Here is a 24507-nt window from a genome sequence, read left to right as displayed (position 1 = left end):
TCGAGTGATGCCCTCCGCGACACGTTGGGAGTAGTGTCGCGACAAGAACGGCGCGCGATGCGCTGTTCCCTTCGTTGCAGCGACGGGCTGTGGGGCCCGTCCGACAGATTGGCGTACCGCTTATGGGTTTCTGGGACCTTCTCGCGTGGATCTTCTGGGTCTTCGTCTTCGTCGCCTACCTGATGGTCATCTTCTCGATCATCGGCGACCTGTTCCGCGACGAGAAGCTGAACGGGTGGTGGAAGGCGGTGTGGATCCTCTTCCTCATCTTCGTTCCGTTCCTCACGGCGCTGGTGTACCTCATCGCCCGCGGCAAGGGCATGCAGGAGCGCTCGATCGCGCAGGCGCGTGCGCTGCAGGCGGCGCAGCAGGACTACATCCGCCAGACGGCGGGCACCGCGGCCAGCCCGGCCGACGAGGTCGCGAAGGCCAAGGCGCTGCTGGACGCAGGCACGATCACGCAGGCCGAGTTCGACTCACTGAAGGCGAAGGCGCTCTCGGCCTGAGAGCCCTGATCGGAACGGAGAAGACATGACTGACTTCGACTACGGGCCCATCGAGTTCTACGCGATCGGGTTCGAAGGCGACCGCCCGGGCCCGGCTGTGCTGCAGGCCATCGACGACCTCGTCGCCGCGGGCACCGTGAACGTCCTCGACCTCGTGTTCGTGCGACGTTCGCCCGAGGGCGAGCTGGAGATCCTCGAGCTGTCCGACACGATCGAGAGCGACGTGCCCTCGCTCGACCTCGAAGGACTCGCCGGCGAGGAGGACATCCTGGCACTCGCGGACGGCCTTGAGCCGGGCACGTCGGCGGCGATCCTCGTCATCGAGCTGCTCTGGGCGAAGGCGTTCGCATCCCGGCTGTACGAGGCCGGCGGCGCCGTGATCGCCCGCGAGGGCGTTCCGGCGCCCATCGTCAACGCGTTCCTCGCTGAGAACGCCGACTGAAGGAGGAAGACATGCCACTCGGAAGATTCGGCCGTCCCGGCCTGATCGGCATGGCCGCTCGCACCGCCGTCGTTGCGGGAACGGCGACCGCCGTCTCGGGCGCCGTCGCCGGTCACCAGCAGCAGAAGGCGTACGAGCGACAGGAGCAGCAGGCCTACGAGGCCCAGCAGCAGCAGGCCGCCATGGATGCCGCGGCGGCCCAGGCCGTCGCGAACGCCCAGTACGCCGCCCCCGCTCCGGCTCCGGCAGCGCCGGCCGCGGGCGGAGACGACCTGATGGCGAAGATCAATCAGCTGGCTCAGCTCCACGCACAGGGCATCCTGTCGGATGAGGAGTTCGCCGCCGCGAAGGCGAAGCTGCTGTCCTGACATCCGCCTGACCGAACACGCGGAGGCCGCACCCGACGGGTGCGGCCTCCGTCGTCGCGGCGCGACTCGAATGGCCCCGCTCGAGCGCGCGTTCTGCGCCATGATGTGCCCATGGCAACGCCTTCAGAGATGCTGCGGAACCTCATTCCGCCGTCGCAGCGTCAGACCGCCGCCGAGGTCACGGAGGCGCTCGACCTCGGCTCGGGAGACCGGGCGGGCAAGCGCAGCGGATTCCTCATCATGCTGGTGCTGGCGGGCATCGTCGCGATCGCCGGCGTGCTGACCGACTCGACGGCGACCGTCATCGGGGCGATGATCATCGCCCCGCTGGGGACGCCCATCCTCGGCATCGCGCTCGGCATCGTCACCGGCCATCTGAGCCTCGTCGTGCGGTCGATCCTGTGGGTGCTGCTCGGGCTGGGCATCGTGATCGTCCTCGGCCTCGCGTTCTCGCTCTTCGTCGCGACACCCGAGAGCCTGGAGACGAACTCGCAGGTGCTCGGCCGCACCTCGCCGAGCTTCATGGACCTCGTCGCCGCACTGGCGACCGGCTTCGCGGGCGGCTTCGCGATGTGCCGCCGCGACCTCAGCGCGGTGCTGCCCGGTGTCGCGATCGCGATCTCGCTCGTGCCGCCGCTGGGCGTGGTCGGCGTCTGCGCGGGGCAGGGCCTGTGGGCGGACGCGCTCGGCGCGCTGTGGCTGTTCCTGTCCAACGTGTTCGCCCTCGTGATCGCGGGCAGCATCGTCTTCACCCTCGCCGGCTACGCACGCGACCCGGGGTCGTCCCGCGTGGCGAACCGCCGCCGCGCCTACGTGATCGTGACCGTGCTGACCGTCATCGTGTCGATCCCCCTCGCCTTCAACTCCGCGGCCTCGGTCGCGCTGGCCCGATGGTCGGTGGCGATCCAGCAGACGGCGGCGCAATGGGTCGCGGGCGACGAGGGGGCGGTCGTGTCGGGCGTCACGTGGTCGGGGACGACGGCGACCGTGGGCGTCCGCACCAGTGGCGGCACGACGCCGCCGGTCGACGACCTCCGCGAGTCGCTGTCGAAGGTCATCCCGTCGTTCGTCGGCGTGGTCGTGGATGCCGAGCAGGGCGTCGAGATCCCGGTCCAGTAGCCCGGGTCAGGGCCGCCGCTCGGGCGGCCCGTCGGCGGCATCCGGTGCGGTCGCGCCTCCCGAGGGACGATTCCCGTCAGCCCCGGCGGACGGGACGTCGCCGTCGCGCGCGGCCGTCAGCTGGTCGATGCGCGCCATGAGCTCGCGCATCTGGGCACGGGTGGCGGGTTCGTCGGCGTCGTTGTTGCGGGTGCCCCGCTCGACCACCCACGACGCCAGGGTCGCGGTGATGACACCCGCCAAGGCGACGCCGCCGAGCATCAGGCCGACGCCGACCCAGCGGCCGGCTGCTGTGACCGGCGTGTAGTCGCCGAATCCGGTCGTCGTGACCGTCACGCACGACCACCACAGGGCGATGCCGAACGTCGTGATGGTGGCCTCGGGGGACTCGCGCTCGGCTTCGAGCACGGCGAGCGAGGCGACGAACACGAGCAGCACCGAGGCACCCGCGCCGTAGACGATGATCTGGGTGCGCAGCAGCGCGCCGCGCGTGGGCTTCATGCCGGGCAGCTTCGTCAGCACCTGCAGCAGGCGCACCAGGCGCAGCACCGGGATGAGCGCGAAGACCAGCGCGAACAGGTGCGTGCGGAACCAGATCCAGCGCTGCTTCGCGAGGAACAGCCGCGTCAGGTAGTCCGCGATGAACATCGCCCACGTGACGGCGATGACCACGTCGGCGATCACGCGCGGCGGTCCCTGCAGGTCGGCGATCACGCGCCACGAGAAGGCGACGAGGTACGCGAACCCCGCGATCATCAGCGGCACCTCGGTGCGCCGATGCCACGTCTGCTCGTTCATGCTCAGGCCCGGCGCGCGTCCTGCTCGAGTGCCGCCGCGTTGCGGATGAACAGCACGATCCACGAGAAGATGAGGATGCCGGCGACGAGCTCCACCGCGGTCAGCGTGTAGTAGCCGACGCCGAACAGGATGCCGAGCACCACGGTGACCGCCAGGAACACCCAGCCGACCGCGTAGAAGGCTCGCGGCATCCCTGGGATCCATCGCGGCAGCATGACCACGAGCGCGGCATAGGCGACCACCATTCCCGTCGCCACGGTGTTGTGGACGAGGAAGAAGTCGTCGACGTGGAAGATGCCGACGCAGGCGAGGAAGACGCCGACCACGACGAGCAGCGTCCGCACCCACCGCATGCCCTTCTCGTCCGCTGTCGGGATGCCTCGCGTCGCGTAGCGGGCGAGCGTGGTCACCAGCACGCCGGCGACGATGATCGTGATGTTGAACGCCCACGACGAGGCGTTCGACGACATGCCGAGAGCGCTGAGGTTGTCTTTCCACCAGTCCGCATCGCTCGCCGTCATCATGCTGGCCACGACGCCGAGCACGAGGAAGACGGCCAGCACGACCGCGAGCAGCTGCAGGTCCATGTGGGTGGCCGAGTAGAACGCGACGTAGGCGCTCAGCGCGGCGGTCGCGCCGGCGAGCACCAGGACGGGGAGGGCGAACACCTCGGCGCCGAGGAACGACTGCTCGAGGATGACGGCCAGCAGCGTCCAGCCGAGGACGGCGATCACCGCGTGCGCGAACGCGAGGGCGGCGATGTCGACGTAGTCGACGAATCGCAGGGGGGTTCGGTGGCGTCCGCTCTGGCGCAGCACGAACCGGCCGGCGACGACGGCGAGCAGCGCGGCGACGCCGGAGGCGACGGCGGCGTACTGCCCGATCGACCCCGGGCCGGCGATGGGCGCCGACTGCAGTCCGAAGACCACGAGCGCCACCAGTGCCGCGACGACGAACGCGATCGTGCCGACGCCGAGTGCCAGGGACTCCAGACCCCGCTCCGTGGAGGAATCGAGCAGGCGCGCTGCCGCCGCCTCGCGCCGGGTGTCCTCCTGCGGCTGCACCGAGGGCGCCGGGCCGCCGGCATCCACCTTCTCGATCGGGGTCTGGGTCATGGCCGCCTCCCTGCGGTCTGAGCGGCGCGCGCGGCCGCTTGAGGGGTCGCGCCGCGGTCGCCCGAGAGCCACCGCAGCCACGTGGATCCGGGATCGCCCTCGAGCACGAGAGCGCGTACGAACAAGGTCAGCGGAATGGACAGGATCGCACCGAGGGGGCCGATGACCAGCGTCCAGAAGATCACCGAGAAGAAGCTCAGCGTGAGGCTGAGGTCGACGGCGTCGCTCACGAACTTCGGCTGGACGAGCACCTGCAGGACCACGTTGACGACGCAGTAGATCGCGATCACGGCGAGCAGCATCGGCCAGCCGCCGACGACGAACGCGAGCACGGCGGGTGGGATGAGCCCGATCACGAAGCCGATGTTGGGGATGAAGTTGGTGACGAACGCGAGGATCGCCCACGTGACCGGCGCCGGAACGCCCAGCGCCCACAGTGCGAGGCCGTCGATGATCGCGACGATCGCCCCGAAGGTGGCGTTGACGACGTAGTACCGGCGCACGCCGGTGTTGAAGCCGCGTGCCCGCTGGATGACCGGCCGGCGCTCGGCGCCGAACACGCGCTCCGCCTCGCCGTAGCGCGCGGCGTCGGCGGCCATGAAGATCACGTACGCGAACACGAAGAACAGTGCGGTCGCGATGCTGATGACCGTGCCACCGAGACTCGACACCACGCCGACGATCGCCGTCGGGTCCAGCGCGGAGGCCGTGGCATCGGCCGCCTGCTGGTCGAGTCCGACGGACTGCAGCCACGCGATCACGTCGTCGGCGCTCGCGCGGAGCTTGTCGGCGTAGTCGGCGACGAGGACCGCGAACTGGGTTCCGGCGACCCACAGCAGCGCGGCCATCCCCAGCAGCACCAGGTAGGCGACGACGATGACCGCCGTCGTGCCGGCCCAGCGGGGCCAGCCCAGCCGCTGCAGCGGGCGGCGGGCCGGTTCGCAGATGATGACGAGCACGATCGCGAGCGCCAGGGGGCCGAACACCCCGCGTGCGACGTACACACCGGCCAGCACCACCGCCGCGGCGGCGAGCGTCAGCAGCACGCGCAGACTCGGCGACAGCACGGGTGCAGCGGGCACGGCGGGCGGTGTTTCGCGCTTCACGTGCCCAGGCTAGCGGCGCGAGGGGCGCGCAGCGGGTTGCGCCGTATCAGTTCTTGGGGTCGATGCGCAGCACCCCGGGCGCCTCGCCGATGGCGACGTCGTCGACGACCCGCAGCGTGCGGACGACGTCGTCGATGCTGCCGACGACGGTGCCGAAGCGCTCGCGGTCCGAGCACACCGCCGTGACGGTCACGAAGTGCGATCCCGTGTCCCACGTGTAGGTGGCGAACGGCGGCGTGCGCGGGTCGCTCGGCAGCGCCATCTCGAGCTTCTCGCCGACGCCCAGATACGGATTGCGGAACGACTCGGTGTCGTCGTACTCCATCGGCATCATGGCGCGCGCGGCGCGCAGGTCGTTCGTCGCCTGCTGGATCTGCGCCATGATGACGACGAGCTCGGGGTCGGACTTCCAGACCCACACCAGCACGCGTCCGGCGGCCTTGCGCATGAGGAACGGCGCGGCCTGACTCATCGCCCAGGCGGCCACCCCGCTGCCCGGGCGCGGGCCGCCGGTCGCTGAGCCCGTCGAGGCGCCGAGCGCGCCGTTGGCCTGGGTCAGCAGCATCCGGATCGCCGCTTTGCGGTGCCGGCGGCCGCGCAGGCCGAGGGACTCGGTCACGGGGACCCAGAGGTTCGGGTCGGCGTCGGCCTGCAGTCGGGGCATGCCCCCAGGGTACGGGGCGTCTCTGGCGCGTTCCTGAGGAGGCGGGTGAAGCACGTCCAGTAAGGTGGATGCCGCGCATCGACCATCCCCCCGATGCACGTCCGCCGCACAGAAGGCCCCTGATCCGTGACCGATCCTGCGACGCCCGACGATGACCACGCCGCTGACGCGCGCCCGCTGACGATCCTGATCGGCGCAGACACGTTCCTGCCGCACGTCAACGGCGCCGCCCGGTTCGCCGAGCGCCTCGCGGCCGGCCTCGTCGCGCGCGGCCACGACGTCCACGTGATGGCGCCCAGCAAGACGCACCGCCAGCACGGCACGTTCACGGAAGTGATCGAGGGCGAGCCCATGACGATGCACCGGCTCCCCGCGTGGCGGTTCCTGCCGCACGACTGGCTGACGTTCGTGCTGCCGTGGATGTCGAAGCACTACGCGCGCCGCACGCTCGACGAGGTGCGGCCGGACGTCGTGCACATCCAGTCCCACATCGTGATCGGCCGCGGCCTGTCGCGCGAGGCGCACAAGCGCGGCATCCCGATCGTCGCGACCAACCACGTGATGGCCGAGAACATCCTCGACTTCACGACGCTGCCGGACTGGCTGGACCGCATCTTCGTCAAGATCGCGTGGGCGGACGCCAAGCGCACCTTCGACCTCACCCGCGCCGTGACGACGCCGACCCGCAGGGCCGCCGACTTCCTGGAGTCGACGATCGACATCGAGGACGTCATCCCGATCAGCTGCGGCATCGACGCCGGCAACTACACGCCCGGCCTGCAGCCGCGGGACGCCAACCGCCTCGTGTTCGTCGGCCGTCTCACCACCGAGAAGCAGATCGACGTCGTCCTGCGGGCGCTGGCGAAGCTCGACCCCGCGCTCGACGTGCGCTTCGACATCGTGGGCAGCGGAGACCAGCGTCGCAACCTCGAGAACCTCTCCACCGAGCTCGGCCTGTCGCAGCGCGTGCACTTCCACGGTCACACCAGCGACGAAGAGATCCGCTCGCTGCTCACCAACGCGAGTGCGTTCGTGATCGCCTCGATCGCCGAGCTGCAGTCGATCGCCACGATGGAGGCCATGGCCTCGGGGCTTCCGATCGTGGCGGCCGACGCCGTCGCCCTCCCGCACCTCGTGCACGACGGCGAGAACGGGTACCTCTTCCGTCCGGGCGACGTGGACGATCTGGCCGCGAAGCTCACGACCGTGCTCACGCTGCCGCAGGACGAGCGCGTGCGGATGCAGCAGGCGTCGCTCGAGGGCGTCAAGGTGCACGACATCCAGCGCACGCTCGACACCTTCGAGGCGCTGTACCGCGACGAGCCGCTGCCCGAGTAGGCCCCCGTGCATGTCGTGATGTTCGGCGACCAGCATGCCGAGACGCTGGGCGGGGCTCAGGTGTCGATGCGCCTGCAGCGCCGGTTCCTCGAGAAGGCAGGGCACACGGTCACGGTGGTCGCGCCCGCGATGCACGGCGCGCGGGCGCGGGCCGCGGCATCCGATCCGTCGTACCTCGACCTGCCGTCGATCCCCATCACGTTCGACCGCGAGTACTCCCTGACCTGGCCGGGAGCCCGCACGGATCGACGACTGGATGCCGCCCTGCGGCGCCTGCTCGAAGACACGGGACGTCCGCCCGTCGACGTCGTGCACGTGCAGGCGGACTTCTGGGGCGCGTTCATCGGCCACCGCTTCGCGCGGCGGCACGACCTGCCCGTCGTCCACACGATGCACAACCGCGTCGACGTCGGGATCGAGGCGACGGCGCCGTTCCCGAAGCTCGTGCTGCGGGCGCTCAACGCGTGGCAGCGGCGCGCGCTCGGCGTGCGGGCCGAGGCCAAGCCGGTCGGGCGTGACGGGTGGGCCTACCTGCGCCGGCTCGCGAGCCGGTCGGATGCGGTGACCGCGCCGTCGACGCACTTCGCCCGCCGCCTGGAGGCGCACGGCGTCGTGCCGCAGGGCCGCCGTGGCATCCTCCCTCATCTGGACCCACCGCCGACGGAGCCGAAGGTCGACGTGATCTGGAACGGCATCGACGACGACCTGCTCGAGGCGGCGCTGGTCGCGTCGCCGGCCGGACGCACGCCGGGCGTGCCCCGCCTCGTGTGGCTCGGGCGCATGAGCCCCGAGAAGCGGCTGCTGCCCTTCCTCGAGGCCCTCGCCCTGTCGGGCATCGAGGCCGACGTGGAGCTCATCGGCGGTGGCGGTCAGCTCGCCGCGGCGCGGCGCCTGATCGACCGGCTCGGCCCCCGGGCGACCGTGACCTTCGCGGGGCGCCTGCCCTACGCCGAGACGCTGCGGCGCATCGCCGCCGCCGACGCCGTCGTGCAGACCTCGATCGGCTTCGAGACGCAGGGCATGACGATCTTCGAAGCCGCCTCGCTCGGCACCCCCGCGATCGTGAGCGACCCCGACCTCGCGCAGGAGCTGGGCAGCGGATACTGGGCCGTCGGCGACGGCCGGCACCCCGACCCGTCTGCCGCCGCGCTCGCCGATGCCCTGCGGGCGGCGGCATCCGACATCGCCGGCGGTACGCCGGCCACGCCCGATCCGACGGTGCGCGAGCGGTTCCGCCAGTCGTCGCGGACCGCGGCGATGGTCGAGATCTACGAGCGCGTGTCGTCCTGAGGCGGGCGCTCAGTAGACGAGGCTCACCAGGGCGCTGAAGATCAGGTTGCCGAGGATCGCCCACACGGTGGCGATGCCGATGCCCAGACCGACCCCCGCCGCACCCTTCGGTGCGCCCTTCTTCGCCAGTCCGATCGCGCCGAGCACGACCGCGGCCAGCGAGAGCAGGCCTCCGATGCTCGTCAAGACGGTCGTCACCAGGTTGATCAGCACGTAGTCGTAGTCGGACTGCATCATCAGCACGGCCTGCGAGACGAGTGTCACCGTCGACAGCACGAGCGTCGCGACGGCGACGATCAGCGCGATGAGGCCGATGGTGTTCTTGGGGCCGACCGCGCCAGGGGCCGGAGCGGCGGCGTGGGCCGGTGCGCTCGCGTAGGCCGGTGTCGCGGCGTAGGCCGGCGCGGCGTCGGCCGTGAAGGCCTGGTCCTGCGGCGGAACGGCGGAGGGGTCGGGGAGCGGAGGGGTGTTCGGGGGAGTCGTCACGTGCCCGAGCATAGGGGCGGCGGCGACGGCGCGGCAGGTGCCGGCGACGGGCGCGGGAGCGTTCCGCGTCAGGGAAGGCGGGTGCGGTCGGTGGGCACTTGACGGTAGCCGTCGCTGCGCACGGCGGTGATCGTCGAGGTGAACGCCCAGACCGACAGTGCGGTGATGACGAGGATCAGGAACATGGCAGAAACGCTACGCTTGCCAGAGAACTGCCACGAGTGGCAGGATGGACACTGACCGCACGAATACTGCCACGCTTTGGAGCGTGGCATCCGAGGAGGACCGATGAAGACCGTCGCCTGCATCGTCGTGGACGGCTTCGCGCCGTTCGAGTTCGGTGTCGCCTGTGAGGCCTTCGGTCTCGACCGGTCCGACGACGGCGTGCCGAACTTCGACTTCCGTGTCGTCACGGCAGATCCCGGCGTGGTGCGCTCCAAGCTCGGCTTCTCGATCAACGTCGAGCACGACCTGTCTTTCGCGTACGAGGCCGACCTGGTCGTGGTGTGCCCCACGCCGCGTGAGTACTGGGGGCACACGGATCCCCGCGTGCGGGACGCGGTGCGCGCCGCCGTCGCCCGCGACGCGTGGGTGCTGAGCGTGTGCAGCGGGTCGTTCATCCTCGCCGAGGCCGGTGTGCTCGACGGGCGCAAGGCCACGACGCACTGGATGTACGCCAACGTCATGGCATCGATGTATCCCGCGATCGAGGTCGACCCCGACGTCCTCTACGTGCAGGACGGCCGCATCATCACGAGCGCGGGCACCGCCGCCGGCATCGACGCGTGCCTGCACCTGCTGCGGCAGGAGATCGGCGCCGAGCTCACCAACAAGATCGCCCGCCGCATGGTGGTGCCGCCGCAGCGCGACGGCGGGCAGGCGCAGTTCATCGCGAGCCCACTGCCGGCGACCACGTCGCTCTCGCTCGCCCCCGTCACGGACTGGATGCTCGACAATCTGCGCCTCGACCTCACCGTCGACCAGCTCGCCGCCAAGGCGCACATGTCGCCGCGGACGTTCGCGCGCCGCTTCAAGGCCGACCACGGTGCGACGCCGGCGGCCTGGCTCGCACGGCAGCGGATCATCCATGCCCAGCGGCTGCTCGAGAAGACCGACCTCGGCCTCGACCGCATCGCGTACGAGAGCGGCTTCGGCTCCGCCGCCGTGCTGCGCCAGAACTTCGCGCGCGTGCTCGGCACCACGCCGACCGCGTACCGCGCCCGGTTCGCCTGCAACGACGAGACCTGCGAGGACGAGCTGATGGATGCCGCGCCCTCCGGGATCGCGGCGGTCGAGGCATCCGCTCTCGTGTCCGTCGCGTAGCGCGCGCCGATTCCCGCTGCGCGACAGGCTCGCACTCGTTCGCTAGCGTGGCACCGTGGGGTTCGATCCGCGATCGTGGTTCTCGCGCAAGACGCTGCGCCGCGACCTCGTGGCGGGGCTGACGCTCGGCGTCGAGAGCGTGCCGGACGGTCTGGCCCAGGGGCTGCTGTCGGGGCTCAACCCGCTGGCGGGTCTCTACGGACACCTCTTCGGCATGGTCGGCGCCGCCCTCTTCACCAGCAGCGCGCTGATGACGGTGCAGGTCACCGGCGCGATGGCCCTCATCGTGTCGGATGCGGGGCTCGAGACGCTCGCCGACCCCGATCGGGCGCTCTACACGCTGACCGTCATGAGCGGCGTCATCCTCGTCGCGGCGGGACTGCTCGGCGCCGGCAGGCTCGTGCGATTCGTGCCCACCGCCGTCATGACCGGCTTCGTGACCGCCGTCGGGGTCAACATCGTGCTCGGGCAGCTCTCGAACTTCACCGGTTACGCCGCCCAGGGCGGCAACCGCATCGTCAAGACGATCGACCTCGTCGCGCACATCGGCGGATGGAGCCTGGCCGCCGTCGTCGTCGGCACGATCACCGTCCTCATCATCGTGCTGCTGCAGAACACGCGCGTGGGCGCGATGGCGCTGGTGGTGGCGGTGTTCGTCGGATCGCTCGCAGCGGTCATGCTCGACCTGTGGGTCGCGACGCCCGTGACGCTCCTGCGCGATCTCGTGGAGGTCCCGGGCTCGCTGCCGGCGCCGGTGCTCCCGAGCCTCGACGACGTCGCGTACCTGCTGGTGCCGGCCGTGTCGCTCGCGTTCGTGGCGATGGTGCAGGGAGCGGGAGTCTCTTCGGGCATCCCGGCGCCGAACGGCAAGCCGGCGGACACCTCGCGCGACTTCGTCGGCCAGGGTGCCGGCAACATCCTGTCGGGGCTCTTCCGGGGCATGCCCGTCGGCGGCTCCTCGTCGGGCTCGACGCTGGTCGCCGCGGCGGGGGCGCGCACCCGGCTCGTGTACTTCGTCGCGGGCGCGGTGATGGCGCTCGTGATCCTGCTCGCGTCGGGTCTCGTCGCCTACATCGCGATGCCGGCGCTCGCCGGCTTGCTGATCGTGGTCGGGGTGACCGCGGTCAAGCCGGCCCGCGTGTACTCCGTCATCCGCAGCGGCCCGCTGCAGACGGTGGTGATGGCGGTGACGTTCGCGCTCACGCTGCTGATCCCGCTGCAGTTCGCGGTGCTCGTCGGTGTGGGGCTCGGCATCATCCTGTTCGTCGCGCAGCAGTCCAACCGCGTGCGGGTGCGCCGCGTCGTGTTCGCCGACGACGGGCGCATGCGCGAGATCGATCCGCCGGAGCGCGTCCCGCCTCACGAGATCGTGGTGCTGCAGCCGTACGGCAGCCTCTTCTTCGCGAGTGCGCCCACGTTCGAGCGGCAGCTGCCGGCGGTCACGCCGGAGTCGACGCGTTCGGTCGTCATCGTGCGTCTGCGCGGCGCCGACGAGGTCGGTCTCGCCTTCGTGGAGGTGCTGCGCCGCTACGCGCGCGAACTGCGCGCGGCGGATTCGAGTCTCAAGCTCGTCGTCAGCGAAGCGCGCGTGATCCGGCAGCTGGAGGCCGGCGGGCTGCGCGGCGAGATGGGGGAGGCGAACATCTACCGCGGCTCGGAGTGGGTCGGGGCTGCGCTCCGGCGTGCGTACGACGACGCGCGCGAAGAGCTGCGCGCCGAGCCGAGGGAAGAGCCGCGCGAGAACTGAGGCGTCTTGCCGCCGCATCCCTCTCTTGGTAAACTTGAGTCAAGACGGCTCAACTTTGAGCCTCACAGATTTCAGGAGACACATGAACGCCACACAACAGCCCGGACAGGAGGACGCGCAGAGCGCCCTCGAGCAGTTCGGCATCAACCTCACCGACCGCGCCCGCCAGGGCAAGCTCGACCCGGTCATCGGGCGCGACAGCGAGATCCGGCGCGTCAGCCAGGTGCTGACCCGCCGCACGAAGAACAACCCCGTGCTCATCGGCGAGCCCGGCGTCGGCAAGACCGCCGTCGTCGAAGGTCTCGCCCAGCGCATCGTCGCGGGGGACGTCGCCGAGTCGCTCAAAGACAAGGAGCTCGTCACGCTCGACATCTCGGCCCTGGTCGCCGGCGCGATGTACCGCGGCCAGTTCGAGGAGCGCCTCAAGAGCGTCCTCAAAGAGATCACCGAGTCCGACGGCAAGATCATCACGTTCATCGACGAGCTGCACGTGCTCATGGGCGCGGGTGGCGGCGAGGGGTCGGTCGCGGCATCCAACATGCTCAAGCCCATGCTCGCCCGCGGCGAGCTGCGCCTCATCGGCGCCACCACGCTCAACGAGTACCGCGAGTTCATCGAGAAGGATGCCGCGCTGGAGCGCCGCTTCCAGCAGGTGTACGTGGGCGAGCCGTCGGTCGAAGACACCGTCGCGATCCTGCGCGGCCTGAAGGAGCGGTACGAGGCGCACCACAAGGTGGCCATCGCCGACGCCGCGCTCGTGGCCGCGGCATCCCTCAGTCACCGCTACATCCCGAGCCGGCAGCTGCCCGACAAGGCCATCGACCTGATCGACGAGGCGGCGTCGCGCCTGCGCATGGAGATCGACTCGGCCCCGCTCGAGATCGACGAGCTGCGCCGCCACGTCGACCGCCTCAAGCTCGAAGAGCTCGCGCTCAAGAAAGAGAAGGACGACGCCTCGAAGGAGCGCCTCGCGGCACTGCGCGAGACCCTCCGGACCGAGCAGGAGCGCCTGGGCGAGCTGCAGGGCCGCTGGGAGCGCGAGCGCGCCTCGCTCAACCGCGTCGGCGATCTCAAGACGAAGCTCGACGCCGCCCGCATGGAGGCCGAGCGCGCGCAGCGCGAGGGCAACCTCGAGAAGGCGTCGCGGCTGCTGTACGCCGAGATCCCGGCGCTGGAGCGACAGCTGATCGAGGCCGAGCGCGAAGAGCCCGCGGGCGACCGCATGGTCAACGACCAGGTCACCGACGAAGACATCGCGGCGGTGATCGCGGCGTGGACCGGAATCCCGGTCGGCCGTCTCATGCAGGGCGAGACCGAGAAGCTGCTGCACCTCGAGTCCGAGCTGGGCAAGCGCCTGATCGGGCAGAAGGATGCCGTCAAGGCGGTGTCCGACGCCGTGCGCCGCTCGCGCGCGGGCATCAGCGACCCGGGCCGTCCCACCGGCTCGTTCCTGTTCCTTGGCCCGACCGGCGTCGGCAAGACCGAGCTCGCCAAGGCGCTCGCGGAGTTCCTCTTCGACGACGAGCACGCCATGGTGCGCATCGACATGTCGGAGTACGGCGAGAAGCACTCGGTCTCGCGCCTGGTCGGCGCCCCTCCCGGCTACATCGGATACGAGCAGGGCGGCCAGCTCACCGAGGCCGTGCGCCGGCGTCCGTACTCGGTCGTGCTGCTCGACGAGGTCGAGAAGGCGCACCCCGAGGTGTTCGACGTGCTGCTCCAGGTCATGGACGACGGCCGGCTCACCGACGGTCAGGGCCGCACGGTCGACTTCTCGAACGTGATCCTGATCCTCACGTCGAACCTCGGTTCGCCGATCCTGATCGACCCGACCCTGTCGGCCGAGCAGAAGCGCGAGTCCGTCATGGCGATCGTGCGGCAGGCGTTCAAGCCCGAGTTCCTCAACCGTCTCGACGACATCGTGATGTTCTCGGCGCTCAGCGAGGACGACCTCGCGCAGATCGTCGAGCTCACGGTCGACGCGCTGCAGCGCCGGCTGCACGACCGTCGCCTGACGCTCGCGGTGACGCCCGACGCGCGGGCCTGGCTCGCCGAGCGCGGCTACGACCCGGTGTTCGGCGCGCGTCCGCTGCGCCGGCTCATCCAGTCCGAGATCCAGGACCGTCTCGCGATGGCGCTGCTGTCGGGCGGCGTGCGCGACGGCGATGTGGTGCGGGTGGATGTCGCAGCCGACGGCTCTTCCCTCGTGCTCACGAGCGACGGGCCGGCCGCGTCCGAGTCCGCTCCGGACGAGGACGACGTGATCGAGGCCGAGCTGCTGGACGACTGACGCGTGCGCTTCTGCGCAGAAGACGGATGCCGCCGCCCCGAGTCGGGCCGGCGGCATCCGTGCTTGGCGCTGCGGGTGTGATCAGTCGTTCACGATGACCGACTCGGCGACGGGGCGACGCAGGCGCGGCGCGTTCTCGCGTGCCTGCAGCTCCTCGGAGGCGGTGCGGATGTCGCCGAGCTCGCCGACGGCCATGACGGTGACCGGCGTGAAGTCCTCGCTCAGACCGAAGCCGGCTGAGATCGCGGCACGGTCGAAGCCGCCCATCTGGTGGGTCGAGAGCCCATCGGCGTGCGCCTGCACCGTGAAGTGGGCGGCGACCTGGCCGGTGTCGTACTGGGCCCACTGCATCGGCTGACCCTCGCGCGTGGTCTCGGCGACGAACACGACGAGCACCGAGGCGTCGCCCGCCCATGCGCTGTTGAACCCGGCGAGCGACGCCAGCACGGTGGCGTGCGCGGCCGATCCGCGGCGCGCGACGATGACGCGCCACGCCTGCGTGTTCGCGGCCGTCGGCGCCCAGCGCGCGGCCTCGAGGGCGCTCGCGAGAGCCGCCTCGTCGATGACGGCGTCGCGGTCGAAGATCCGGGTGCTCCAGCGTTCGGCCAGGACGTCGATGATGGGCGCGTCGGTCTCGGCGGTGCGGGCGGTGAGGGTGGACATGGGAGAGCCTCCTCGGCTGTCGTGCGGTCTGCCGGGACGCCGTCGGCCCGAGTGCATGCAACTGAATGAATGCGGTGAGCATTCCCGGCGTCCGACTTCCCGGGCGTGAGCAGCCCGCGTGAGAGCATCGACACGTGCGCACCGTCCGCGCCCTGTGGGGCTCATCGCATCCGGGCCCGACCCTCGTGGTGACGGCGCTGGCGTTCGCGCTCGGCCTCGCGACGGGGCTGGATGCCGCGCGTCTGGCCCTGCTGACGGTCGCGGTCTTCGCCGGACAGCTCTCGGTCGGGGTCTCGAACGATGCGTTCGACGCCGCGCGCGACCGCGAGGTCGGACGCGCCGACAAGCCCATCGCGCGCGGAGACGTCGCCGTCGGGGTGGCATGGGGCGTCTCGGCGGGGCTGCTCGCGCTCGCGCTGCTGCTCTCGGCGCTCGTCGGCTGGCGGATGCTGGCAGCGCATGCTGTCGCGCTGGGGTCGGCGCTCGCGTACAACGCCGGGCTCAAGTCGACGCGCTGGTCGATCGTTCCCTTCCTCGTGAGCTTCGGACTGTTCCCGTCGCTCGCGACCCTGTCGGCTCCCGTCCCCGCCTTCGCCGCGGGATGGGCGTGGCTCGCCGGCGCGGCCCTCGGCGCGGCGGTGCACCTGACGAACGTGCTGCCCGATCTGGACGACGACGAGCGCACGGGGGTCCGCGGTCTTCCGCACCGGCTCGGGCCGCGCGCGTCGGCCGTGCTGGCGGCCGCGGCCGTCGTCGCCGGAGCGGTCGCGGTGCTCGTGGGCGCCGCGGGCGGCGACCTCTCGGCGGTGTCGCCGGTGTCGTGGGTGTTCTTCGCCGCGGTCGTGGCGGTGGCAGCGCTCACCGCCTGGCGCGCGATCGTCCGGCCTCCGACCCGTTCACTGTTCCGGCTCGTCATGCTCGCGGCGCTGCTGCTGGCGGCGCAGCTCGTCGCGTCGGGCAGCGCGCTGGTGGCCTGACGCGGCGCCGGCGCCACGGCCGCGACCGCTCCCGCGTCACGCGTCGAGGTCGAAGCCCATCGCGTACGCACGGGCGAACAGCCCGGCGCTGGGCGGTGACAGCATCGCGCGTACGGCCGTGCGTCGCACGGCGTCGGCTGCACCGAGCGGTCTGCCCAGCGCCGTGTTGGCGAACGCCAGCGCGGCTGCGCGCCGGGCGGAGCCGACGCGGCGCCGCTCCCACCGTGCAAGCGCTGCGTCGGGCGCGCGACCCTCGCGGATCCACGCCGCGATCAGCGGCGCAAGCGTCGCGGCGTCGAGCAGGCCCAGGTTCATGCCCTGGCCGCCGATCGGGCTGACCTCGTGGGCCGTGTCGCCGATCGCGAGGATCCGCCCGTTGCGCAGGCGGGGTGCCACCACCCGTCGCACGCCGAACGATGTCGCCGCCGACACCGCCGCGGCCGCCTCGGGCTCGCCGCGACGCACGAGCGCCCCCCGCAGACGCTCCCGCCGGGCATCCGGTCCGTCGTCGCCGCCGGGCGCGTCCCACGCGACGAACCGGCGCCGGCCGCCCGGGAGCGGAAAGGACTCCAGCACGCCGTCGGGGTCGAGATGGACCACGGCGACCTCGGGGTCGCTGCGCGCGTGGGCGGAAGCATCCGACATCAGATAGCGGTCGGGATACTCGCGCGACCGCGCGGCGCCCGGCCGGAAGACGAGTTCGCGACCCGCGGCGCCCGCCGCGACGACGACGAGCCGGCTCTCGATCTCGATGATGCGGCCCTGCAGCGCGGCCCGCACGACGACGGCATCCCGCCGCGGGAGCACCGCGAGCACGCGGGCTCCGCGGAGCGCCTCGGGCGCACCGGCGCCGAGCACCTGCTCGGTGCGGGACTGGGGCAGTGTCGCCACCAACGGGAACCGCACCGCCAGGGCGTCGAACCGCACCATGCCGAGCACCCGGCCTCGGCGCCGCGCCTCGCCCCGCCGCACCTGCACGGCGTGGGCCAGCAGCTGCTCGGTGACGCCCGACCGCTCCAGCGCGGCGAGGACGGGAGAGTGGATGCCGATGGCCCGGGTGCCCTCGCCGGCGAGGGGGCGACGCTCGAGCAGCTCGACGTCGACGCCGCGGCGGAAGAGTTCGCCGGCGAGCAGCATCCCGACCGGACCCGCGCCGACGATCGTGACGTCACGCACGGCCGCGCCCGACGGCCAGGACGCGGAACGGCGCCGGCACGACCACCGACCAGACCCCCGGGCGATCCTCGTCCAGCGTCGCTGCGAGCTCTGTCCGCGTGTAGCTGCGGCGGATCGAGCGCAGACCGTCGGTGCGCAGGAACGTGCCCGGCGCGAACGGGGTGATGCCGACGGCGTACAGGCCGTAGGCGAGCCGCGATCGTTCGATGTCGCTGTGCAGCACGATGCCGCGCGACAGCGCGAGCGACTCGTCCGCGAACGCCGGCAGCGCTGCTCCCAGGTGATGGAGCACGTGATTCGACAGGACGGCGTCGAAGACCGCGCCCTCGGCGATGAGCGCAGCGGCGTCCGCACGGCGGAAGGTCACGCCGGGGAGAGCCTCGCGCGCCATCGCGACGGCGTGCGCGCGCGGGTCGGGGTCGATGCCCGTCCACGCGACGTCGAACCCGTCGCGGCGGGCGGCGACGGCGAGGCGGGCGACCAGGTCGCCGCCGCCCGAGCCGATGTCGAGCACGCGCGCCGGCCGTCCGAGTGCGGCGAGGTGCGGTCGCAGCCAGGTGCGGTACGTCCGGCCCCAGCCCGAGACCAGCCGGTTGATCGTGCCGAACCGCTGCAGCGTCGCGTGCAGGCGCCCGGCATCGCACGCCGGGTCGTCCATCAGCTCGACGAGCGCGTCGTCGCGCACGGCGAGGCTCATGGCCGAACCTCGCGGCAGCGACCTGCGGGTGCGATCACGCGGACGCCGCCAGCGCGACACGGGTGTCGGACTCGGCGCGGGCGTCCGGGCGCCGCCGGGTCAGCAGCGCGGACTCGACGGTGAGCCCCGGACCGAACGCGAGGCCGGCGACGCGCGCGCCTGCCGCGACGGCGTCGTCGCGCAGCAGAGCCGCGAGGATGAACAGGATCGTCGCGCTCGACATGTTGCCGAAGTTCCGCAGCACGCCGCGCGACGCCGCGAGCGCCTCGGGTGGCAGCTCCAGTCCCGACTCGACGCGGTCGAGCACGCTGCGCCCGCCCGGGTGCACGGCCCAGACCTCGGGGACGGCGTCATCGCCCAGGAAGCGGCCGACCGCACCGCGGATCTCGCGGCCGATGATGCGCGGAACCTCGGCCGACAGCACCATCTCGAAGCCGTGGTCGCCGATCGTCCAGACCATGTCGGTTTCACCCTCGCTCGTGAGGGTCGAGCCGAACCGGTCCAGATCGAATCCGCCGGGCCTCCCCGTCGCCTCGTCGGAGGTGACGACGGCAGCTGCCGCGCCGTCGGCGAAGACGGACGCGGCCACGATCTGCTGCGGGTCGCTCGACCGTCGCAGGTGCAGCGAGCACAGCTCGAGGCACACCACCAGGACGACGGCGCCGGGCCGGGTCGCCGCCAGCGCCGAGGCCACGCGGAGGGCTGGCAGCGCCGCGGCGCACCCGATGAACCCGAGGTGGCAGCGCTCGACGGTCGGCGACAGGCCGAGGTCGCGCACGAGCCGGTGGTCGAGGCCGGGCGCGAACATGCCGGTGCACGACACCGTGACGACATGCGTGACGGCAGCGGCGTCGACGGCGCCTTCCGCCAGGGCCGTGCGCGCGGCGTCGGCCGCCAGGTCGGGTGCCACGGCGATGAAGAGGTCGTTGCGCTCGCCGGTCGACGGAGAGAGGATGCCGCGCCCCGCGTCGACGAACGCCGGAGCACCCGGCATCCGATCCGCCGCGTCAGCCCCCAGCTCGGCGAGCACCGTGTGGCGCCGCCGGATGTCGGCCGCGTCGAAGACGGCTTGGATGCGGCGGCGCGTGAGCCGGTCGAGCCCCTCCTGCGCCGCGAAGAGATCTCGCACGTCCTCCTGCCGGAGCTCGGTGCGAGGAACCGCCGTGCCGATCGAGACGATGCGGGCCGTCATGCAGCAACCTAAGCACGCCCGGCGCGCGTGACGCACCGCCTTGCCGTGATCCGGCGTGTGGGATACGGCGCGGGCGGAGAGAGCGGATGCCTCGGCCCGACCCTGCACGGCGAGCCGAGGCATCCTGGTCGGGTTCAGCCGGTCGCGCCGTCCGCATGCTCGGCGTGGGCATCGGGCAGGTCGCGCATCGTCCAGAAGGGGCCGATGACGACGAAGAGGCAGGCGAAGAGCTCGAAGGTCGCCGCGATCCACAGCGTCGGCACGGTGCCGATCCATGTGCCGAGGGCGCCGGCCAGCAGGGCGCCGATGGGCATGACGCCCCACACCACGAAGCGCACCGAGGCGTTCATGCGTCCGAGCAGCCGGGGCGGCGTGATGCGCTGGCGGAACGTGACCTGGGTGATGTTGTACAGGAGCACTGTGAAGCTGCCGAGGAAGAACTGCGCGACGAGCAGCGGGAACGCGAGAGCGGGCACCAGCGAGATCGCCGGGAGGAAAAACGGCACGACCGAGAAGGCGATGGCGCTCAGCGGGATCGCGCGGGCTTCGCCGATGCGGGCCACGATCTTCGGCGTCGCGATCGCTCCCAGCAGCCCGCCGACCGCTGAGAGCGAGAACACCACGCCCAGCATCTGCGGCGTGAGGCCGAGCTCACGCAGCACGAAGATCGGCAGCAGCGTCATCGAGATGGTGCTGAAGAAGTTGGCTGTTCCGGTGGTCAGCACGATGCGGCGCAGCAGCGGGTTGCCGAACACCCAGCGCAGGCCCTCCCCGATCTCGTGCAGCAGCGGCTTGTGGTCTTCGGGGGCGCGGAGCTTCTCGTGGTCGCGCGTGAACGTCAGCGCGACGAACGACGCGAGGTAGGTGCCCACCGTGATGAAGATCGCGAGCGGCGCCGCCAGCACGCCGATCAGCCAGCCGCCGGCCGCGGGGCCGGCGAGATTCGCCAGCTGCTCGGTCGACTGCAGCTTGCCGTTCGCCTCGGCGATCTGGTTCGTGCGCACGAGCGAGGGCACGATGCTCTGGTTGGACACGTCGAAGAAGACGGTCGCGACGCCCATGACGAGAGCGACGACGATCATGTGCCAGATCTGCAGCACGCCCAGCATGGCCAGCACCGGCAGCGTCGCGAGCGCCACGGCGCGGACCGCGTCGGCCACCATCATCACGTGCCGCTTGCGCATGCGGTCGATCCATGCGCCCGCGGGGAGACCGACGATGAGGAAGGCGGCGACCTGCGCGGCATTGAGGACGCCCACCTCCCACTCCGTCGCGTTCAGCGCCAGCACGGCGAGCACCGGGATCGCGAGCTCGGTGATCTGGGCGCCGAACTGACTGAGCGCCTGCCCGCTCCACAGCGTCATGAAGTTGCGGTCGCGCCACAGCGAACCCTTCGGCGCGGGGGTGACAGCCGGGCCGGCAGTGGCGGCATCCTGATCCGCCTGCACGGCCTCGTCGGCGCCGGCGCGAGAGGTGAGCGTCGTCGCCTCGGCGCGCGCTTCGGCCAGCGCTTCGGGACCGAGCTCGCCCGCGGCGTCGGTGGCGCGGAGCTCGTCTGATTGGGACATGTCAATCAGTGTGCGCCACTGATTGAGATCTGTCAATCAGTGGCATACGCTGACATTGTGACGGATGGACAGGAGCGCATCGAGCTGCACCGCGGCGACCCCGAGGCGGAGGCGCGCATGCGCGCCCTCAGCTCTCCGCTGCGCCTGCGCGTGCTGCGGCTGTGCGCCTTCGAGTCCCGCACGAACAAAGAGCTCGCGGAGCTGCTCGGCGTGAACCCGGGCACGATGCTGCACCACGTGCGCACCCTCGTCCAGACCGGCTATCTCGCGGCCGAGCCCGAGCGCAGCGGCGCCCAGGGTGCGCGAGAGGTCCCGTACCGCGCGACCGGGCTGTCGTGGCGCACCTCGATGCCCGAGGGCTCGCCGGTGCTCATCGAGACGTTCCTGCAGCAGATCCAGGGTGTGGATCCCGATGAGCTCGACTCGACCTGGCTGGGCCTCAAGCTCACCCCCGAGCACAAGTCGGAGTTCCAGGAGCGGCTCTACCGGCTCGTCAACGAGTTCAAGGAGCGCGGCCCCGACCCCGACGGCGACACGTACTCGTTCTTCAGCACGCTCCACCCCGACCACAACCCGCCGTCGTCCCGCTGAACCTGCCCGCCGCAGAAGGTCGCGAGAACTTCTGCCTCCGCCCGGACCGGCGCCGGTGGCGCCCCGCCGTAGCCTGGGCGCATGACCACAGCCACCGCTGACCTCTACGACGAGCGCGGCGACGACCTCGACTCGCCGGCGCTGCAGTTCCACGACCTCGGCGGCCGCGTCGCCTTCGACGGCCCGATCCGCACCGTGCGATGCCATCGCGACAACGCGCTCGTCAAAGACGTGCTCGCCACGCCGGGCGGCGGCGCGGTCCTCGTGATCGACGGCGGGGGATCGCTGGAGTCCGCGCTCGTGGGCGACCTCATCGCGGGCTCCGCCGTCGACAACGGCTGGGCCGGGCTCATCGTTCACGGCGCGATCCGCGACCGCGAGGCGCTCGCGGGCCTCGACCTCGGCGTCAAGGCGCTCGGCTCGAACCCGCGCAAGAGCGCGAAGACGGGCATCGGCGAGGTCGATGTGCCGGTCACGATCGCGGGCGTGACCTTCGCCCCCGGTCGCCACGTGTGGGCCGACGCGGACGGCATCCTCGTCGAACGCTGAGGCCTCTGGACAGCCTCCCGACGCAAGAGGATCGTGGATCCGGGAACGATCACTGGGAGGATGAGATGTTCACCACACAACAGGCATATTCGAGCTTCGCCGTCCCCGACGTCGACGAAGCCGTGGCCTTCTATCGCGATACCCTGGGACTCGAGGTCACGGTCTGGGAGGAGATGGGCGGAGGGTTCACCTTCAAGCTCCCCGGCGGAGGCAGTGTGTTCGTGTATCCGAAGGAGGACCATGAGCCGGCGGTCTTCACGATCCTGAACTTCGGCGTCGACGACATCGATGCGGCGGTCGACGACCTCAACGCGCGCGGCGTCGTGACGAAGATCTACACCGACCCCGACTACGGCACCGACGAGAAGGGCATCTCGCGCGGGTTCATGGGCGGTCCCGACATGGCGTGGTTCCGCGACCCGGCGGGCAACGTCATCTCGGTCGGCGTGATGACGCCCCAGATGATGGGGCAGTGACCGGCGGAACACCCCTGCCCTCGTCCGGGGGCTGACCCGATACCGGCGCGGCCCGCGGACCGCTTGGCTGGGCTCATGCGACCCCTCGTGCTCCTCCGGACCTGGGCAGCCGTCGTGCTGGGCTGCCTTCCGCTTCTCGCTCTGCTGCTCGTGCCTCAGCTCATGCGCAGTCGCGCCGGCAGTGAGACGCTGCTGATGCTCGGCGTGCTCGCGCTGTTCCTGGTGCTCGCCGCAGCGGTGGCTCTCGCGCCGGTCATGAGCGCGCTCGCTGCGCCGGTGGAAGGCGTGTGGCAGCCTCGGACGGCGCTGCGCTCAGCCCGGCGGGTCTGGCGCACGCGGCCGGGGCAGTCCTGGCTCGCGCTCGGCCTGTTCGCGCTGGTCTACGTCACCGGACAGGTCGTCGGCTACGCGCTGGGCGAGGCGGTGCCCTACGTGCGTGACAACCCGCAGGCGGCCGGCGACCCCTCCGCGCCGCTGTGGGTGATCGACTACCCGGCGTACGCGCTGCAGGCCATCGTGATCTACCTCTTCACCACGCTCGCGCTCGCCGTCTACGCCGCGCGACTGCGCGCCCTCGCAGCGACGACCGGCGTCCCGGACGATCAGGGGAGCGCCGGCCAGTGGTCGGGACCGAGCGACCCCGCCGGGTACTCGTCCAGGGGCACTTCGCCCGCGCGCCACGAGGCGAGCACCGGGTCGACGATGCGCCAGGACTCCTCAGCCGCGTCGCCGCGGACCGCGAGCGTCGCGTCGGCGTCGAGGATCCCCGAGAGCACCTCGCCGTAGGCCTTCAGCGCGCCTTCGCCGAGGTCGGCGCCGATCGTCGCCCTTTCGAGCTCGAACGGGTCGTCCCCGCCGTTGACGTTCAGCTCGACGTCCATGTGGTCCGGCCCCAGTGAGAAGCGCAGCACCGAACCGGGAGCCGGCCCCACGAGGCCGTCGGGAACGTGGTTGGCCTTCCGGAACGTCACCACGATCTCCCCGTCCTTGCCGCCGAGCGCCTTGCCCGAGCGCAGCCGGAAGAGCACGCCGGCCCATCGTTCGTTGCGCACCTCGCAGACGACCTCGGCGAGCGTCTCGGTGTCGAGGGCGGGATCCACGCCCGGCTCGTCCACGTACGACGGGAGTGCGCGGCCGGCGACCTCGCCCGCGGTGTACCGCGCACGGCGCGATGCCGTGGCAGGGTCGTCCTCCCAGACGCGGGTCGCGCGCAGGACGGCCGTGGTCGCGTCGCGGAAGTCGCGTTCGTGCAACGTCGCCGGGGGCTCCATCGCGACGACCGCCATCACCTGCAGCAGGTGGCTTTGGATCATGTCGACGAGCGCGCCGGCGTGGTCGTAGTAACCGGCGCGACCTTCGAGGCCGAGCGTCTCGTCGTAGCGGATGACGACCGACTCGATCTCCTGTGCGCTCCAGACGGACGCGATGACGCGGTTCGCGAACCGCACGCCGAGGACGTTGAGGGTCGTCGAGCGCCCGAGGAAGTGGTCGACGCGGAAGACCTGGCTCTCGGGGACGAGTCTGGCCAGGCGGTCGTTGAGGTCGCGCGCGCCCGCCTGGTCGACGCCGAAGGGCTTCTCCAGCGCGAGGACGGTGCCTTCCGGGATCTTCACGTCCGCGAGGGCGTCGCACGCGGATGCCGCGACCGCCGGCGGAACCGCGAAGTACATGGCCAGGCGGTCGCCCGGGTCGGCCATGATGCGCTCCAGGTCTTCCTTGCGGGTGATGTCGGCCTGCTGATAGGTCGACTCGTCGACGGCGTCGAACGCCTTCTCGAAGCCGCCGGACGCGAACGATTCGCGCACGACCTGCCGCCAGTGCTCGTCGTCCCAGTCCTCCATGCCGGCGCCGCGCAGCCGTACGCGTCGGTGCGGCTCGCGAGCCAGCAGCTGCCCGAGTGCCGGCAGCAGCAGCCGCGAGGTCAGGTCGCCGGTGGCGCCCAGGATCAGGAGAGTGGTCTCAGCAGCCATGCGGCCCAAGCTAGACCGGCGGGGTCGTGTGCGTGAGGGGCTGTCGCGCGGCGGTC

General features: G+C 71.4%; 24 protein-coding genes. 13 read left to right on the top strand and 11 right to left on the bottom strand.

Going from position 1 to position 24507, the window contains the following annotated elements:
• Positions 1–122 precede the first annotated feature (122 nt).
• The 4 genes from FB391_RS19415 to FB391_RS19400 all read left to right on the top strand — a co-directional run bounded on the left by FB391_RS19415 (position 123) and on the right by FB391_RS19400 (position 2435).
• Positions 123–506 carry an SHOCT domain-containing protein gene (locus FB391_RS19415; RefSeq protein WP_141896829.1) on the top strand — a complete coding sequence of 128 codons (384 nt, stop codon included), beginning with the start codon at positions 123–125 and terminating at the stop codon, positions 504–506.
• A 25-nt stretch (positions 507–531) separates the two neighbouring features.
• Positions 532–948, top strand: coding sequence for a DUF6325 family protein (locus tag FB391_RS19410; protein ID WP_141896828.1), 417 nt, complete (start codon positions 532–534; stop codon positions 946–948).
• Positions 949–959: 11 nt separating this feature from the next.
• Positions 960–1316, top strand: a complete 357-nt coding sequence (locus tag FB391_RS19405) for an SHOCT domain-containing protein (RefSeq protein WP_141896827.1) — start codon at positions 960–962, stop codon at positions 1314–1316.
• A 111-nt stretch (positions 1317–1427) separates the two neighbouring features.
• Positions 1428–2435: a TIGR00341 family protein gene (locus FB391_RS19400; RefSeq protein WP_141896826.1), complete on the top strand. Its 1008-nt coding sequence runs from the start codon at positions 1428–1430 to the stop codon at positions 2433–2435.
• Between the two features lie 6 nt (positions 2436–2441).
• Here the strand turns inward: FB391_RS19400 and FB391_RS19395 are convergent, their stop codons facing one another.
• The 4 genes from FB391_RS19395 to FB391_RS19380 are packed head-to-tail and all read right to left on the bottom strand — an operon-like array spanning position 2442 to position 6118.
• Positions 2442–3233, bottom strand: coding sequence for a potassium channel family protein (locus FB391_RS19395; protein ID WP_141896825.1), 792 nt, complete (start codon positions 3231–3233; stop codon positions 2442–2444).
• Positions 3234–3235: 2 nt separating this feature from the next.
• Entirely contained in the window at positions 3236–4348 is a 1113-nt protein-coding gene (locus tag FB391_RS19390) for a DUF998 domain-containing protein (protein ID WP_141896824.1), read from the bottom strand.
• Positions 4345–5454: an AI-2E family transporter gene (locus tag FB391_RS19385; protein ID WP_246093627.1), complete on the bottom strand. Its 1110-nt coding sequence runs from the start codon at positions 5452–5454 to the stop codon at positions 4345–4347. Before FB391_RS19385 ends, FB391_RS19390 begins: the two co-directional genes overlap by 4 nt.
• Before the next feature lie 46 nt (positions 5455–5500).
• Positions 5501–6118: a hypothetical protein gene (locus tag FB391_RS19380; protein ID WP_141896823.1), complete on the bottom strand. Its 618-nt coding sequence runs from the start codon at positions 6116–6118 to the stop codon at positions 5501–5503.
• Between the two features lie 126 nt (positions 6119–6244).
• Between FB391_RS19380 and FB391_RS19375 the strand changes: the two genes are divergently transcribed.
• Positions 6245–7456, top strand: coding sequence for a glycosyltransferase (locus FB391_RS19375; protein ID WP_141896822.1), 1212 nt, complete (start codon positions 6245–6247; stop codon positions 7454–7456).
• A gap of 6 nt (positions 7457–7462) precedes the next feature.
• Positions 7463–8746, top strand: coding sequence for a glycosyltransferase (locus tag FB391_RS19370; RefSeq protein WP_141896821.1), 1284 nt, complete (start codon positions 7463–7465; stop codon positions 8744–8746).
• 9 nt (positions 8747–8755) lie between these two features.
• On the opposite strand, the gene FB391_RS19790 is transcribed toward FB391_RS19370, so the two are convergent.
• Positions 8756–9232 (bottom strand): hypothetical protein, encoded by a 477-nt coding sequence (locus tag FB391_RS19790; protein WP_185843176.1) that lies wholly within the window; start codon positions 9230–9232, stop codon positions 8756–8758.
• A 288-nt stretch (positions 9233–9520) separates the two neighbouring features.
• Between FB391_RS19790 and FB391_RS19360 the strand changes: the two genes are divergently transcribed.
• The 3 genes from FB391_RS19360 to FB391_RS19350 all read left to right on the top strand — a co-directional run bounded on the left by FB391_RS19360 (position 9521) and on the right by FB391_RS19350 (position 14592).
• Positions 9521–10555, top strand: coding sequence for a GlxA family transcriptional regulator (locus FB391_RS19360; protein ID WP_141896820.1), 1035 nt, complete (start codon positions 9521–9523; stop codon positions 10553–10555).
• Between the two features lie 55 nt (positions 10556–10610).
• Entirely contained in the window at positions 10611–12302 is a 1692-nt protein-coding gene (locus tag FB391_RS19355; protein WP_141896819.1) for a SulP family inorganic anion transporter, read from the top strand.
• An 82-nt stretch (positions 12303–12384) separates the two neighbouring features.
• A complete protein-coding gene (locus tag FB391_RS19350) occupies positions 12385–14592 on the top strand; it encodes an ATP-dependent Clp protease ATP-binding subunit (protein ID WP_141896818.1) in 2208 nt (735 codons plus the stop codon).
• 81 nt (positions 14593–14673) lie between these two features.
• Here FB391_RS19350 and FB391_RS19345 read toward each other — a convergent pair whose 3' ends face one another.
• Positions 14674–15255: a nitroreductase family protein gene (locus FB391_RS19345; RefSeq protein WP_141896817.1), complete on the bottom strand. Its 582-nt coding sequence runs from the start codon at positions 15253–15255 to the stop codon at positions 14674–14676.
• A 134-nt stretch (positions 15256–15389) separates the two neighbouring features.
• Between FB391_RS19345 and FB391_RS19340 the strand changes: the two genes are divergently transcribed.
• Positions 15390–16232, top strand: coding sequence for a UbiA family prenyltransferase (locus FB391_RS19340; protein WP_141896816.1), 843 nt, complete (start codon positions 15390–15392; stop codon positions 16230–16232).
• A 36-nt stretch (positions 16233–16268) separates the two neighbouring features.
• On the opposite strand, the gene FB391_RS19335 is transcribed toward FB391_RS19340, so the two are convergent.
• From FB391_RS19335 to FB391_RS19320, 4 genes are all read right to left on the bottom strand, one after another.
• Positions 16269–17408 (bottom strand): FAD-dependent oxidoreductase, encoded by a 1140-nt coding sequence (locus FB391_RS19335; protein ID WP_141896815.1) that lies wholly within the window; start codon positions 17406–17408, stop codon positions 16269–16271.
• A complete protein-coding gene (locus tag FB391_RS19330) occupies positions 17401–18105 on the bottom strand; it encodes a methyltransferase domain-containing protein (RefSeq protein ID WP_141896814.1) in 705 nt (234 codons plus the stop codon). The genes FB391_RS19335 and FB391_RS19330 overlap by 8 nt, the downstream gene beginning before the upstream one ends.
• Positions 18106–18139: 34 nt before the next feature.
• The gene (locus FB391_RS19325; protein ID WP_141896813.1) at positions 18140–19297 is read right to left on the bottom strand and encodes a type III polyketide synthase; all 1158 of its coding nucleotides are present in this window, start codon (positions 19295–19297) and stop codon (positions 18140–18142) included.
• Between the two features lie 134 nt (positions 19298–19431).
• A complete protein-coding gene (locus FB391_RS19320; RefSeq protein ID WP_141896812.1) occupies positions 19432–20865 on the bottom strand; it encodes an MFS transporter in 1434 nt (477 codons plus the stop codon).
• 57 nt (positions 20866–20922) lie between these two features.
• On the opposite strand from FB391_RS19320, the gene FB391_RS19315 reads away from it, so the two are divergent.
• The 3 genes from FB391_RS19315 (at position 20923) to FB391_RS19305 (ending at position 22481) form a co-directional block, all read left to right on the top strand.
• Positions 20923–21456, top strand: a complete 534-nt coding sequence (locus FB391_RS19315) for a winged helix-turn-helix domain-containing protein (protein ID WP_141896807.1) — start codon at positions 20923–20925, stop codon at positions 21454–21456.
• Positions 21457–21537: 81 nt separating this feature from the next.
• The gene (rraA, locus tag FB391_RS19310; RefSeq protein ID WP_141896808.1) at positions 21538–22005 is read left to right on the top strand and encodes a ribonuclease E activity regulator RraA; all 468 of its coding nucleotides are present in this window, start codon (positions 21538–21540) and stop codon (positions 22003–22005) included.
• A gap of 65 nt (positions 22006–22070) precedes the next feature.
• Positions 22071–22481, top strand: coding sequence for a VOC family protein (locus FB391_RS19305; protein WP_141896811.1), 411 nt, complete (start codon positions 22071–22073; stop codon positions 22479–22481).
• A gap of 602 nt (positions 22482–23083) precedes the next feature.
• Here FB391_RS19305 and FB391_RS19295 read toward each other — a convergent pair.
• A complete protein-coding gene (locus tag FB391_RS19295; RefSeq protein WP_141896809.1) occupies positions 23084–24451 on the bottom strand; it encodes a glucose-6-phosphate dehydrogenase in 1368 nt (455 codons plus the stop codon).
• Positions 24452–24507: the final 56 nt, after the last annotated feature.

It is taken from the genome of Microbacterium kyungheense (assembly GCF_006783905.1).
Lineage (GTDB): Bacteria > Actinomycetota > Actinomycetes > Actinomycetales > Microbacteriaceae > Microbacterium > Microbacterium kyungheense.
The sequence above is the reverse complement of the archived record's forward strand: the minus strand, read 5'-3'. Positions and strand labels throughout refer to the sequence as shown.

What these genes read in the sequence shown, in the direction of transcription:
- FB391_RS19295 (WP_141896809.1), bottom strand. Translation starts at nt 24,451, where the DNA reads ATGGCTGCTGAGACCACTCTCCTGATCCTGGGCGCCACCGGCGACCTG.
- FB391_RS19390 (WP_141896824.1), bottom strand. Translation starts at nt 4,348, where the DNA reads ATGACCCAGACCCCGATCGAGAAGGTGGATGCCGGCGGCCCGGCGCCC.
- FB391_RS19395 (WP_141896825.1), bottom strand. Translation starts at nt 3,233, where the DNA reads ATGAACGAGCAGACGTGGCATCGGCGCACCGAGGTGCCGCTGATGATC.
- FB391_RS19415 (WP_141896829.1), top strand. Translation starts at nt 123, where the DNA reads ATGGGTTTCTGGGACCTTCTCGCGTGGATCTTCTGGGTCTTCGTCTTC.
- FB391_RS19400 (WP_141896826.1), top strand. Translation starts at nt 1,428, where the DNA reads ATGGCAACGCCTTCAGAGATGCTGCGGAACCTCATTCCGCCGTCGCAG.
- FB391_RS19320 (WP_141896812.1), bottom strand. Translation starts at nt 20,865, where the DNA reads ATGTCCCAATCAGACGAGCTCCGCGCCACCGACGCCGCGGGCGAGCTC.
- FB391_RS19410 (WP_141896828.1), top strand. Translation starts at nt 532, where the DNA reads ATGACTGACTTCGACTACGGGCCCATCGAGTTCTACGCGATCGGGTTC.
- FB391_RS19380 (WP_141896823.1), bottom strand. Translation starts at nt 6,118, where the DNA reads ATGCCCCGACTGCAGGCCGACGCCGACCCGAACCTCTGGGTCCCCGTG.
- FB391_RS19325 (WP_141896813.1), bottom strand. Translation starts at nt 19,297, where the DNA reads ATGACGGCCCGCATCGTCTCGATCGGCACGGCGGTTCCTCGCACCGAG.
- FB391_RS19350 (WP_141896818.1), top strand. Translation starts at nt 12,385, where the DNA reads ATGAACGCCACACAACAGCCCGGACAGGAGGACGCGCAGAGCGCCCTC.
- FB391_RS19305 (WP_141896811.1), top strand. Translation starts at nt 22,071, where the DNA reads ATGTTCACCACACAACAGGCATATTCGAGCTTCGCCGTCCCCGACGTC.
- rraA (WP_141896808.1), top strand. Translation starts at nt 21,538, where the DNA reads ATGACCACAGCCACCGCTGACCTCTACGACGAGCGCGGCGACGACCTC.
- FB391_RS19405 (WP_141896827.1), top strand. Translation starts at nt 960, where the DNA reads ATGCCACTCGGAAGATTCGGCCGTCCCGGCCTGATCGGCATGGCCGCT.
- FB391_RS19360 (WP_141896820.1), top strand. Translation starts at nt 9,521, where the DNA reads ATGAAGACCGTCGCCTGCATCGTCGTGGACGGCTTCGCGCCGTTCGAG.
- FB391_RS19330 (WP_141896814.1), bottom strand. Translation starts at nt 18,105, where the DNA reads ATGAGCCTCGCCGTGCGCGACGACGCGCTCGTCGAGCTGATGGACGAC.
- FB391_RS19345 (WP_141896817.1), bottom strand. Translation starts at nt 15,255, where the DNA reads ATGTCCACCCTCACCGCCCGCACCGCCGAGACCGACGCGCCCATCATC.